Here is a 12,053-nt window from a genome sequence, read left to right on the forward strand (position 1 = left end):
ACGGTGGTGGTGAAGCCGGGCTGTTCCCGGACTCGCGGCCCGGGGGCTGCGGGCCGGGTGGCGGCGCGTACGCGGATCACGGCGGGAGTCGAGGGGGTGGACGGCCCGTGCGGGGGTCAGCGGCGCTTGCGGCGCCGGGGCCGGGGGCGCTCCCCGGCGAGGGTGCGTTCGCGCGTCGTGACGGTGTACACGCGTTCGCGCAGGTCGAAGACCACCCAGGGCCCGTCGCCGTTACTGCTGGAGGCGTACGGCTGGTGCTGCCAGTTGTTGGCGGTGCCGTAGCGGTCGTGGAAGTCGGGGTGGACGCCGGCGGCGACGAGCGCGTTCAAGGCGCCCTTGAGGTTCTGCCAGAGGGGGGCGGTGTCGGGCTGCGTGATGGTCTCCATCGGTCGGCGCTCCGTTCTGTGCGGGGTGGTGTCTGCCGGGCCGCCGTGACGCTTGGGTGTGCGGGGCGGCGCGATCGGGTCGCCGGGCCGTTCCGGCCCGCTCTTTTGTCTATTAAGACTGTACGTAATGTGGGGGCTCTTTTGCAAGTCTTAATAGACGAGAGGGGTGGAGGTGTGGGCCCTGGTGGACAGGTCCCGGGCGGCGGGCTCGGCGAAGGACATGACCGACCGACGTACGGGCCCAAGGGGCGGCTGCGGGGGTGTTGGGCGGGCTCGTGATCGCAGGGCGGACGTCTGCCGAGCAGGGGGCGCCGCGTCGCGGAGGCGAGGGAAGGGGGCGCCGGCGGGCTGGTCTCGGGAAGCGGTGAGCTGGGCGCCGTTGGCGAAGCCCACGGCGGCGTGCCGCTGCGCCCGAGGGGTGTCCCCGGCCGCACGTTCGCCGACGAGGGCCGGGCGGCGCCGGGCCGCGGACCCGCTCGGCGGGGTGCGGGTGGAGGCCGGCGCGGGGCTGCCGGACCGGTGGCGCGTTACGCCTCCCGCCCGGGCTCCACGGGCACCTGCGCCGGGCGCCGCTCAGGGGGTTTGGGGCGTCTCCAGCACCTCGCACCGGTGGTGGTGCTGGGCGCAGTGCTCCCAGCGACGGGGCGGTTGCCGGCAGGGGCGCTGTCCGGCGGTGAGCGGTTGCGAGAGGGGGAAGTGGCGGCAGCACGGGGGCTGTTCACCGTGGTGGAGTACGGCGGGCTGCGCCAGGCGCTCCCGCTGCTGGCCGCCCGTGCCCGCGAGGCCGGGGTGACGGGGGCGGCGCGGGCGGCCGCGACACCGCTGCGCCGTATCCGCGCGCAGTTGATCCCGGGCTCGGTCAGGAGCTCCTGACGCGGGCGGAGGCACCGCTCGGCGGGGTGCCGGGGGTCATCGCGCCGGACGTCGCGGGCATCGTGGGGGTCTTCTCAGCGGCCGAGCCATTGCCGCTCGACGACGATGCCGTCTCCCGCGTAGCTGTGCCACAGCCGGGGGCCGACGCCCACCCAGGCCGGGAGGCCCGGCGCGGGCAGCGGCGGGCGGCCGGACCGCTCGGCGTCGTCGGCCAGCAGCCGGGCGAGGCTGTTGCGGTACTCCTCGTTGCCGCGGTGGCCGCGTTCGACGTCGGCGAGGATCTGCCGCAGCGGGTGGGTGCGTACCTCGATCCGGCCGCGGTGGGTGGTGTGCTGGTTGTGGGCGAGGACCTCGACCCAGGACCAGGCGTCCAGCCCGCGCGCGAGGGCGATGCGGTCGATGCGGTCGGCCAGGGGCCCGCCCCCCTCGGTCCAGGCCGCGTACAGGCGTACCGAGCCGTCGGGCTGGGGCACGTCGGTGCGCACCAGCGTCTCGGGCCCGGCCGCGGCGACCGCGCCGGCCACGACGGCCTGTTCGACCGGGCCGCGGCTCCCGGTGGGCGCGAGAGCTGGGCGTGCGGTCGGGGGCGGGGCCGTGAGGACCGGCACGGGCAACTCCAGCGGCGGGCAGGTGGGCAGAACTCCGCATCCTCAACGACGAGCCGGCCGCCCGGTCACGGCCCCCGTACGGGCATCCCGCCCCGCCTGGGCAGGTCCGGCGTCCCGGAGTGGGCCACGGCGGGGGCGCGCGCGGCCCGGTGCGCGCCCTGTCAGGTCGGCCCAGCCATCCGTAGCGTCGTGACGAGCCCGCGCGGTCGGCCGCGCGGGCTCGGATCGGAAAGGGGCGGGTGTGAAGCGACGGAGCGTGCTGGTGGCGGGAGTTGCCCTGGGAGCCGGTGTGGCCGGCGGGCCGGTTCCGGCGTGGGCGGCCGCGGAGCCGGGACTGTCCGCCGGCGACGTCGCCGGCGCCCGCCGGCTGTTCGCCGCCGGCGCCTACACGCGGCTCGGCGAGGTGCTGCCGCTGCTCCTGGCCGCCGCCGCGCGCAGCGCCGAGCGGGGCCCGGCGGGCGCCGCCCGCGCGGCCGGTGTGTGGGTGCTCGCCTCCCAGCTCGCCGTCAAGCAGGGCCGCACCGGCCCCGCCGGCGCCTTCGCGGAGCGGGCCGGCGCCGCGGCCCGGCGCTCCGGCGATCCGGTGGTGCTCGCCGCCGCGGCCCGCGCGGCCGCGCCCCCGCTGCGCCGCACCGGCCACACCGACGAGGCCCTGCTCCTGCTTGCCGAGGCGCGCGCCCACCTGCTGGCCGGCGCCCGGCCCACCGCCGCCGAGCTGGAGGCGGCGGGCCTGGCTGGGCTCACCGCCGCCTACACCGCGGCCCAGGCACACCAGCCGGACCTCGCCCGTGACTTCGCCGCCCGGGCCGAGGAGGACACCCTCCGTCTCGCCCGCCACCCGCACACCCCCGGCCGCCCCCGGGAGCTGACCGCCGGCCAGTGCGCCCTCTACGGGATCGGGATCCACCGTCACCTCGGCGACGTCGACACCGCCCTCGCCCACGCCCGCCGGCTGCGCCCCGACTGTCTGCTCACCGCCGAGCGCCGCGCCCGCGCCGCCACCGACACCGCCCGCGTCCTGCTCGACGCCGGCGACGCGGCCGGCGCCTTCGCCCAGCTGCGCCTGGTCGAGGCCGCCGCCCCGCTGGAGGCCCGCCGGCCCGCGGTCCGCGCGCTGACCGCGCACGTCGCCGGGCTGCGCCCTGGACTGCCGGGCCTGGGCGGCTTCGTGGCCCGCACCGTGGTGTCCCCTGTGTGAGCTGCGAAGGGAGCCGTTGATGCCCCGGCCGCTGGCGGGCTCGGGACCGCGGGGCGGGCGCCTACCGAGGTGAGGAGGCGGCCCCGTGCGGCGTCAGGGGACCTCGGGGCGCCGGGTGCCCGCGCCGGCGGCTGGGCGCACGGGGTGAAGTCCACGAGGCACCGTCGCCGGGCTCGGCGGGAATCCTCGCCTCGCGTCCGTCGGCGAGGGCGCGCAGCGGAAGCGGGATGGTGCCCGGCGACGCGCTCCGCGCACCCCCGCCGAGCGCCGTTCCTTGCGAGCTCGTACGGGTGCGAGAGCCGTTCGGGCCCGGGGCGCCGCTCAGGGGGTGCGGGTCGTCTCCAGCACCTCGTACCGGCTGTGGTGGTGCTGGATCGCTTCCCCTTCGGCGAGGCGGATTCCCCAGCTCTTCTCCGCTTCGTAGCCGGCGGCGGTGAGGTCCGCGCCCAGGTGTCCGGCGGCCTCGTAGGGGCTGCCGAAGGTGCGGGCCGTCTACGTGTCGGCCTCCAGGTCGGTGACCCTGGCCTCGTAGCGCTGGTCGCCGGCCATCACGTCTCCTCGTCCGGTGTGGGATTCGCGGGGGTCAGAAGAACTGGGTGGTGTCCGGCTTCTCGTCCCGGCGCTGCGCCTCGTCGATGAGGACGGTGTTGGCGGTCGGGGCCCACCAGAAGTTGCGGTCGAGTTCGTCGGTGCCGTCCGGCTTGGTGAGCGTCCCCCGGGTCAGGCGGCGTTCGATGGTCTCGTTGTCGACGCCGAGGGTGGCGGCGAGGTGGTTGGTGTAGACGCGCCGCTTCCCGGTGGCGGGGTCGATGGTGGGAGCGGCGGGGAGCCAGCGCCCGCGTCCCTTGGAGCGGAGCGCCTCGACGATGCGCCCGTCGGCGTCGAGGTACCCCAGCGCCTTGCCCAGGGCGAGGACGACGTCGACGGGGAAGCGCGGCCGCGTACTGGCCGTCAGGGCGGGGTCCAGGGGGGTGCCGAGGGCCTCGGCGACGGCGTGCAGGGCGGGCTTGGTGGCGGGCGGCTTGCCGTCCATCGCGCTCTGGCCCGGGGGCTTGTGCCACCGGTGCACCGTGCCGCGCGAGGAGAGCCCGAACGCCCGGCCGATGTCGGCCAGGCTCAGGGGCTCCCGGCGCAGGGTCAGGTCGATGTCCGGCTGGTCGGGTGTGCTCAACGTTCCATCCTGTCTCTTATAGCAATCACGGCCGAGAGTATGGCAACGGACCGGTGGACACCCGGGCCGGGGGACACGGTCATCCAGTTGCCGGATGCGCCGCTTCCACGGCGTACCGGAGGTCGCACCGGACGGTGACTGGTGTGTTCGCCCGGTACTCGAACGCGAACTCCTCACCCGTGTCGAGGTACTGGCCGGTGCCCGAGAGGCGGTCCCACTCGCCCGGGGCGGGGGTGACCGTCATCGCGGTGAGGACCGCCGGGCGGTGCGGGGCGGCCCGGTGGGTGCCGAAGACGTCCCCCACCGTGAGCCGGCTGGCGTGGAAGGTCGTCCACTGCTCCCGCTCGAAGCCGGGGACGGGGGCCGCGGCGAAGGCGGACGTCGAGCCCGTGGCGGGCTCGTGCGTCTGCGGGGCTGAACGGCGGGTGAGCGTAGGGGTGTTCACGGGTCTCCCTGGGGTGTGCTGTGCGGCGGTGGCGGGGCCCGGCCACGCAGGGCCGGGCGGAGGATCAGGCGGCGGCGCTTCGCGTGGTGACGGCGGGCGCGGGGGAGTCCGAGACGATGAGGCGTCCGTCCCCGGCGGGGTGCTCCCGCACGGTGAACCGCTGCTCCAGGTGCTCGCGGACGGCCTCCAGCTTCTTCTTCCGGAGCGAGCCGTCCGAGCCCCACGCGGCGTGGCTCTCCACGTAGTCGACGATCACGCCGTGCGTGTACGAGGTGCGGACCTGTGCACCCTCGGACCAGCGCCGCCCCGAGCGGCGGCCGGTCGACGTCCGGCTCAGGTCGAAGACCTTGCCGAGGTGGTACCGGACTGTCCCGTAGGAGGCGGCTGTCATGATCAGGTCCTTCTTTCCTGGTGTGCCGGGCAGCGGCTCCCGTTCGGGCGTTCAGGGCTCCGCAGGCATCTCGGCGCGCCATATGTCTATTAAGACTGTACATGTCGCATGATGGGAGCGCAAGTCTTAATAGACGATCGCGTCGGGGTCCGCCCCTGCGCCGCGGCCGGACCAGAGGCGGCCGGGACGCGGCCGCGGGGGCCGCCGATCGCGCACCGGGCGCGGACGGGTGCGGGGCGGTCCGGGCGCCTCGGCGGCACGCCGCCGAACCCCGCGCGAACGCGGGAATGTCGGGCCCGGCGCCGGGCCCGCGGCGCGCCCGCCGTGATGCCGGGTCGGCGGCGTACGCCTCGGGTTCGAAGGGGACTGAAGGCGGCGTGCGGGTCGGCGGCGGGCAGGAGTGCAGCACCTCCTCGCCGCGCCCTGGCGGGGCGACGCCGATGGTGCGCCGGAGGGGCACGCGCGGCGTCGCGACCGGCGAAGCGCCGGGCGCCCGGGCGGCGCCGGGGGCTGTGCCGTACGGGGCGGGTGACTCTTGCGTCTATTAAGACTGTACAAGTGTTCGCGCATCATGTGCAGTCTTAATAGACGAAAACGTGACTGAATCCGACCCCCCGACGGAGGCCCCGTGAGCCCGCTTCAGCCCGGTGACCTGGACCCCTACGAGCATCTCCTCAACGCCGAGCTGCAGCCCGTGACCGATTCACCCTGGCTCGGCCGGTCCGTACGAGGCCGCCGGGGGAGCCGATCCACTGTCCAGCGCGTCTACGCCACGCCCTTCGGAGTGGACGTCGCGCTCTGCCTCTACCCGATCCACCGGGCGTCGATCTACGACACCCTGCGCCTCGAAGTCACCGACATGCTCTCCACCCCGGGCGCCCCGGCTGCCCGGCGCACTGCCTATCTCCGCAACTACCGCGAGCTCCTGCGCCTCCACGACCGCGCGGCAGACGACCCGACCGGCCGCGTCCGGCGGGCCATCCAGCGTCGCCAGGCCTTCTACGAGCAGTTCCTCAACGCCAAGGTCTACGTCGAGGCGGCTCTCCTCGAAGGGGTGCAGGCCGGAGACCGGGTCGTCGACAGCCTCGGCGTACAGATGACCGTGAACAACCCGGACGCCAAGCGCGACCGGTTCAGGAACTGGCGCACCGAGATGACGGTCACGCTCGCTCCCCAGCACGCCCGCCTCGCTAACCACTGGCGCCCCGCCGGTACCGAGATCAGCTGGCCCATCCGCCACGTGGGCTGGGGCCTGCTCCCCACCCTCGGTCTCCTCTGACCCGGCCGCCCGGAACAGAAAGGGGCCCCACCCGGCGAACGTGTCCCCGGCCCGCGCCCACGTGACCAGCTCCCGCTCCGGACGCCCTCCGCGCCCCACCGGAACGAGATCAGGGCACGTTCACGACCGCGACGCGGCCATCGGGCGCGGGTGGCCGTGCGCTCGCGGGCGAGGACGTCCGGCGCCTCCGCGCGGGAGCCGCGGCCAGAAGGCGCCGGCGGGGCTCCGGGCCTCCGGCGCAGGGACGGCGGCGCCGCCTCACGCGCTGCGGACCGGGGCGCCTTCAGGCCGGCGCCGGTCCGAGCGGCGGCCGCCGGGCGTCCGGGTGCCCAAGCCTGGTGCAGCAGGCGAGCCCGGGCGGGGTCAGAGGCCGAGGACCGGGGGGCCGAAGGTGCGGAGAAGGTGACGTTCGGCGGGGGAGAGCCCGGGGCGCCGCGCGGGCTCGGGCCGCCGCTCCGTCAGCAGCCCCTGGCGGCGCAGTTCCTGAACGAGGCTCTCGGCCGCGTCGGAGAGCGTCAGCCCGGCGCTCCGTTCGTCCTCTGCGGACCACGAGGTGCCGGGGGCCGGTTCCTGGCGCATCTGGTCGATCTCCTCGACGACCGCTTCGGCCAGGTCGACGAGGGTGGGGCGGGGAGCGGTCATGGTCGGGCCCTTCTTTCCAGGGGTGCCGGTGGGCGGGTTCTCGTGCGGGTGTTCAAGGTGTCTCGTAGGGCTCCTCGACGAACGCGGCGGCGGCCCGGGCCCATTCGCCCCGGTCACTGTGGGCGTCCGGCTCGGCGGCGGCACAGAACAGCGCCCGCTTGACGCACTCGGCGCGCAGTCCGTCGTACCCCCAGCGGGCCACGGCCTCGGCCCGGACCTGCTGCGCCTCGTACGGGGTGACGAGAGTGCCGGTGTCGTACATCGACAGGTACAGGGCCATGGCCGCGAAGCTCAGGTGCACGACGGATCTCCTTGCAGCAGGGGGAAGTTGGGGGATGAGGGGCCCGGCGGAGCCGGGCCGTGGGGGCTACGCCGCGTCGCGCGTCGCGTTCCAGACGCAGTTCCCGCCGCAGACCCAGACGTCGGGCCAGTCCTCTTCGCCCAGCGCCGCGCCCGTCGGGTGCGGGAGGCGCTCGACAGCCGTGCCCTCGCAGCCGTAGTACCCGAGGTCGCACGCGGGGAGGGGTGCGGCGCGGATGCCGTTGAGGATTCCGAGGTCGTTCGTCATGCGCCGCTCCTTACGTCCGCGTGCCTTCCGACCCGCCCCTGTTGTCTATTAAGACTGTACATTGCGTGCGGCGCGGATGCAAGTCTTAATGGACAATGAGGGTCGGGGGTGGGGTGCGGGTGCGCAGGTGGCGTAGCGGGCATGGGTGGGACGCGGTATGGGGCGCCCACCTGCGGCGGCGCCCGTCGCGGTCAGGCGCCGTTCGGCACCTGCGGGGTGAGGGCGAAGAAGCTGCCGCCCGGCCGGTGGCGATCTCCATGGCGGGCAGGTGCGCGGGGAGCCCGGACCCGGGGTGCTGGCGGGGACCGTGGAAGTGGCCGTGGACGTCGGCCAGAGTCCACGCCACGTCGTGGTGCTCCGTCGCCCGGCGCTCATGCGCTTTCTCCTTCGTGGTGCGGCGGTGCTCTCCGCGACGGGGGGACCGGCCCACGGGATCGGGGCCGGCGCTCAGTGCCAGCGCAGCAGACGGGCCAGCCAGCACGGGCGGCGCTGCTCGCGACGTCCTCGGCGCACGTACGCCTGGATCATCGCGGCCACCACTTCCGGATTCGGCGAGTGGTGCCACTGGAGGTTCACGGTCACGCCTTCGCGGAACTCCCCGTAGGGCCTCTCCAGGAACAGGGACGCGCCGCCGTTCTTGAAGCGCCAGACCATCCAGACGCGGTCCGTGTCGTACCGGCGCTCGTACACCTCGGCCGCGGGTGCGGGCGGCAGCTCCAGCAGTCGGGCCACCGCATCGGTGAACGCGACGAACCCACGGGTGGGCGACTCGCTGGGGAGGCGAGAGAGGAGCCACGGGGGCAGGGGCATGACGGGCTGGAGCCTTTCTAGGGGCGCCCCGCAGCGCCCCGGCGCAGCACGAGGCCGGGGAACCGCTGACAGGGCGGCAGAGGGGTTTCTGGGGTGCCGCCCGACGTCGGCCGGACGGCACCGTACGGATCAGGGGCGGCGGTCGGCGACGTACTCGACGGGGACGTCCACGCGGAACAGGGCGCCGAACACCCGCCGGGCGTTGGCGGCGGCGTCCAGGCGGCCGTCCCGCTTGCGGAACTTCACGACGATGGGCGGGTGCGCGGGGATGTGCCCGACGGACGAGTCCACCCCGGCGGTGATCGTCGCGGTGACGGTCCAGCCGGTGCCGGAGTCGCTGCGGCAGTGCACGCGCACGGTGGGCGTGCCGCTCTCGACGGCGGACAGCTCCTCGGGCACACCGTCGACCGCGTTGTACGCCAGGGCCGCGGCGCGGATCCCCTCGGCCGTGGCGGGCATGTCCGTGCCGTGCATCCGGTGAGCGTGCGGAGCGACGGTCAAGATCACCGCACGGGCCCGCTCCACGGCCGTACGCGCCTTGGCGTGGGCGGCGTTGCGGGTGGTGAGGCTGTCGGCGGTGCGCAGGGCCTCCCACGCCTCCTCGGCGGCGTCCCGTGCCTCCCGAATCTCCGGGTGCAGCCCGAGGGGCGCGGCCAGGGGCAGCGTCTCCATGTGACAGGCGACCGTGTGCAGGTCACGCGGGGACTGGCTGAGAGACGCGTCCCTGACGGCCTCGTGCGCGGCGAGCGCGGTGAACAGGGGCGCGGCGGCGGCCGGGGGCATCTCCGCGGCGATGGCCTCCCGGATCACCGGGTACAGCTCCGCCCCGGGCCGCTTCACGCAGTGGGCGAACGTCGCACGCAGTGCCTCGTCGGACGGCTCCTCGGTGTGCTGCTCCGCCCACCACTTCGCAGCGAACCCCACCGCACGGCGACGGGCCTTGTCGTCCGCCGGGGGCTTCGGCTGGCCCTTCACATCCCCGAGCAGGGAGCGGAGAGCCTCGACGTTCCCGCAGAACTCGCCCAGGAACTGCACCTGCCCGGCTGCACCCTGGTTGTTCACGCTGCTCGCCCGTACGTCGGCCACGCCGTGGACCTCCTCGTACGCGTCGTCATCGCTCAGCTCCGGGTGTGCACCGCCGTTGTACTCGTCGGCCCCGTCCTCGTTGGCCGCGTCGTACACGGCTTCGGCCAGGTCGCCCTCGCCGATGCCGAACTCAGCCACCAGGGCGTCGGCTTCCTCCTCGGAGATGACGGCGGCCGGCTCCTTCTCGGCCGGGGGCGTCACGTCCACGCGGAGACCGCGCCGTGTCGCCGTGTTGCGGCTCTCCACCCGCCACACCGTCCAGCCCGCCCCGCGGAACGCCTCGGCGATGTCGTCAAGGGCCTGGTTACGCGCATCCCGCAGAGTGCGCGTGTCCCGGGACCGCATGCCCCGCTCCTCCTGCGCCCCGTCGATGAACCAGGCGACTTCCAGCGTCCGGCCCGCGTGGGGCCTCACGAACGCGCCCTGCGGTCCCTCCGGGCTGTGCCACTCCCGATACAGCATCTTGCGCCCGGGAACCGTCGCCACCCGCACCCCGGCGGACCGCAGGACCCCAAGGGCCTCGCCCACGCCCGGCAGCTCCGCGTACTGCGGGAGGGATCCGACCCCGTCCGGCTCCGGCTCGTGCCACAGGGAGATGGAGACCGGCTCGACCCCGTCCAGACGCCGCGGGGGGAAACGGTTCGACAGGCGTACGGAGATGGCGTCGATCAGCGCGGCGTCATTCGCGCGGGGGTCGTAGTCGCCACCGTCGGCGATGCTGTCGCGCAGCGCGTGCACCTGGTCGCCGCCCATGTGGTGGAGCTGCTCCCGGATCGCCCAGTACCGCTCAACGTCGGTCAGGACGACGCGGACACCCTCGGCCGCGGCCCGCGCTCGGATCAGCCGGCGCACGGATGCCGGGTTCGCCTTCCCGTGCTCCGTGTCGGCGTGCATCTTCGTCACGGTGTCCACCAGGCCACTGGTCACGACACAGCCGTTGTCCTGCTGGGCAGCGGCGATGACCAGACGGGCCAGCTCGTCGGCGCGCTCCGTGGGAGTCGACATCAGGGGTTCCTCGCTTCGTGGTTCGGTCCGGCGTGCTCTCGCCGGGCAGGGGCCGCGCGCACGCGGCTTACGTCGCCTCCAGAGGGGAAGCTGACGCGGTTTCTGGACTTTCTGGACCGTCCACACGCACGCGTGCGCGTACGGGGGCTCGAGGGCGCCGCCCGACCCGACCGGCCGGGCGGCGCCGGGCGGGTCAGACCTGGACGAGCTCGGCGGCGCGGGTCCGCTTGCAGGGGCCGTCCCCGTTCGCGGCGTACGGGGTGTGACAGCCGGGGCAGAACTCGGTGGAGTGGTCGGTGATCAGGGCGGCGGGGATGTACCGGGCGGCCTGGCGACCGTTGGACACGTACACGGTGCCGTCGGTGTCCAGCGTGGTGCGGGCGCGCCCGGGGGCGTTGTCGAGCATCCGGCGGAGCACCACGGCGACGCTGCCGCGGGTGATGTCGGCGTGGTCGTCGTGGTTGGGCAGGATCCACGCGCCGGAGTCCCGGAGCTGTACGACGTAGTCGGTGTGGACGAGGACGTCCCGGAGGGTGCGCAGCTCCTCGCGGGTGATCTCGCGGCCGGGCATCCCCTTGAGGACGGACGCCTCGGCGGGGATCGGGTCGGCCGCGAGAACCTCGGCGGCCGGACGGGCGACCGGCGTGGCCGGAGCGGCGGGGGCGGTGTCCTCGGCGGGGGCGGGGCCGAACACGGCGTCCAGGGAGGCGCGGGTAACCATCAGGTGCATCTCCGGGGGGAAGGTGCTGCCGGTGGTGCTCTCGTCGTGGCTGCGGAACGTCCAGGTGGGGCGGACCCAGGGCGCGCCGGGGCCGACGAAGGCCGTGACGGCGGAGACGGTGCGGGTCTCGTCCAGGTGGGCCGCGATCACCTCCATGCCGGGGCGGATCATGTCGGCGCGGACGGGGAGCGCGGAGCCGTCGGCGATGGCGGGGAAGGTCTCGGCGTAGTAGTCGGCAAGTCCGGCGTCGATGTCGCCGGTGAGTTCGGCGTCCGTGGGGCGCTCCGCCGGGGTGGGGAACACGTCGCCGGGGGTAGCGGGGCGCAGGTACACGGTCCGGCCGTCGCGGTAGACGATGTGGGCGGTCGACTGGCTCGCCGACATGCGCTTGACGGTGCGCTTCACCTCCGGCTGCATCATCGCGGCGTTGATCTCGTCCAGGGCCTCACGGGTCGGGATGATCTCGGCGGGGCCGTCGTTGGTGATCCGGACGTGCTGGCGCTCGTCGGCGGCCGGGGCCGGTGTCTCCTCGGCGGGGGCCGGCTGCACCGGGACGTAGCGGCGGCCCTCAATGCAGATGGCGTTCTCGTCGTCCTGGTGGAACGTCCAGCCCCGGAAGCGGCGGTTCTTCACGATGGTGCGGACGTGCTCGGCCGGGATGCCCGCGTGGACCTGGTGGCCGTCGACGAACACGGCGTGCGGGGTGTCGACGATGTCCTCGGGGAGGGGCGCAGCGTCGCGGGCGTACTTGGCGGAGGCGTGCCCCAGGGTGCCGATGGCGGCGTTGATCGCGCGCAGGGTGCGCACCTTGCGGTGGTCGGCGGCGCTCCAGACGGTGGCGTCGACCAGGCAGCCGCGGGCGCCCTTCTT

13 protein-coding genes and 1 pseudogene are annotated in these 12,053 nt (G+C 74.6%); 3 read left to right on the forward strand and 11 right to left on the reverse strand.

From position 1 onward, the window contains the following. Positions 1-116: 116 nt before the first annotated feature. A complete protein-coding gene (locus tag PSQ21_RS37675; protein ID WP_274036760.1) occupies positions 117-386 on the reverse strand; it encodes a hypothetical protein in 270 nt (89 codons plus the stop codon). A gap of 696 nt (positions 387-1,082) precedes the next feature. On the opposite strand from PSQ21_RS37675, the gene PSQ21_RS37680 reads away from it, so the two are divergent. Continuing rightward, on the forward strand, positions 1,083-1,259 hold the full coding sequence (locus tag PSQ21_RS37680) for a hypothetical protein (protein WP_274036761.1): 177 nt from the start codon (positions 1,083-1,085) through the stop codon (positions 1,257-1,259). Positions 1,260-1,333: 74 nt separating this feature from the next. On the opposite strand, the gene PSQ21_RS37685 is transcribed toward PSQ21_RS37680, so the two are convergent. Beyond that, positions 1,334-1,867: a hypothetical protein gene (locus PSQ21_RS37685; RefSeq protein ID WP_274036762.1), complete on the reverse strand. Its 534-nt coding sequence runs from the start codon at positions 1,865-1,867 to the stop codon at positions 1,334-1,336. Between the two features lie 241 nt (positions 1,868-2,108). On the opposite strand from PSQ21_RS37685, the gene PSQ21_RS37690 reads away from it, so the two are divergent. Then, positions 2,109-3,065 carry a transcriptional regulator gene (locus tag PSQ21_RS37690; RefSeq protein WP_274036763.1) on the forward strand — a complete coding sequence of 319 codons (957 nt, stop codon included), beginning with the start codon at positions 2,109-2,111 and terminating at the stop codon, positions 3,063-3,065. A 583-nt stretch (positions 3,066-3,648) separates the two neighbouring features. Here the strand turns inward: PSQ21_RS37690 and PSQ21_RS37695 are convergent. The 3 genes from PSQ21_RS37695 to PSQ21_RS37705 all read right to left on the reverse strand — a co-directional run bounded on the left by PSQ21_RS37695 (position 3,649) and on the right by PSQ21_RS37705 (position 5,072). Further along, on the reverse strand, positions 3,649-4,236 hold the full coding sequence (locus PSQ21_RS37695) for a hypothetical protein (RefSeq protein ID WP_274036764.1): 588 nt from the start codon (positions 4,234-4,236) through the stop codon (positions 3,649-3,651). 79 nt (positions 4,237-4,315) lie between these two features. Then, positions 4,316-4,681 (reverse strand): hypothetical protein, encoded by a 366-nt coding sequence (locus PSQ21_RS37700; RefSeq protein WP_274036765.1) that lies wholly within the window; start codon positions 4,679-4,681, stop codon positions 4,316-4,318. Between the two features lie 64 nt (positions 4,682-4,745). Then, positions 4,746-5,072: a hypothetical protein gene (locus PSQ21_RS37705; protein WP_274036766.1), complete on the reverse strand. Its 327-nt coding sequence runs from the start codon at positions 5,070-5,072 to the stop codon at positions 4,746-4,748. 628 nt (positions 5,073-5,700) lie between these two features. On the opposite strand from PSQ21_RS37705, the gene PSQ21_RS37710 reads away from it, so the two are divergent. Further along, a complete protein-coding gene (locus PSQ21_RS37710; protein WP_274036767.1) occupies positions 5,701-6,351 on the forward strand; it encodes a hypothetical protein in 651 nt (216 codons plus the stop codon). A gap of 363 nt (positions 6,352-6,714) precedes the next feature. Here the strand turns inward: PSQ21_RS37710 and PSQ21_RS37715 are convergent, their stop codons facing one another. The 6 genes and pseudogenes from PSQ21_RS37715 to PSQ21_RS37740 all read right to left on the reverse strand — a co-directional run. Then, positions 6,715-6,993: a hypothetical protein gene (locus PSQ21_RS37715; protein WP_274036768.1), complete on the reverse strand. Its 279-nt coding sequence runs from the start codon at positions 6,991-6,993 to the stop codon at positions 6,715-6,717. 52 nt (positions 6,994-7,045) lie between these two features. Then, positions 7,046-7,294, reverse strand: a complete 249-nt coding sequence (locus PSQ21_RS37720; protein ID WP_274036769.1) for a hypothetical protein — start codon at positions 7,292-7,294, stop codon at positions 7,046-7,048. A gap of 66 nt (positions 7,295-7,360) precedes the next feature. Then, entirely contained in the window at positions 7,361-7,561 is a 201-nt protein-coding gene (locus PSQ21_RS37725) for a hypothetical protein (protein ID WP_274036770.1), read from the reverse strand. A 447-nt stretch (positions 7,562-8,008) separates the two neighbouring features. Continuing rightward, the gene (locus PSQ21_RS37730) at positions 8,009-8,371 is read right to left on the reverse strand and encodes a hypothetical protein (RefSeq protein WP_274036771.1); all 363 of its coding nucleotides are present in this window, start codon (positions 8,369-8,371) and stop codon (positions 8,009-8,011) included. A 129-nt stretch (positions 8,372-8,500) separates the two neighbouring features. Continuing rightward, on the reverse strand, positions 8,501-10,462 hold the full coding sequence (locus PSQ21_RS37735) for a hypothetical protein (protein ID WP_274036772.1): 1,962 nt from the start codon (positions 10,460-10,462) through the stop codon (positions 8,501-8,503). Between the two features lie 193 nt (positions 10,463-10,655). Beyond that, positions 10,656-12,053: pseudogene (locus PSQ21_RS37740) on the reverse strand (hypothetical protein); the annotation flags it as partial.

Source organism: Streptomyces sp. MMBL 11-1 (genome assembly GCF_028622875.1).
Taxonomy (GTDB): Bacteria; Actinomycetota; Actinomycetes; order Streptomycetales; family Streptomycetaceae; genus Streptomyces.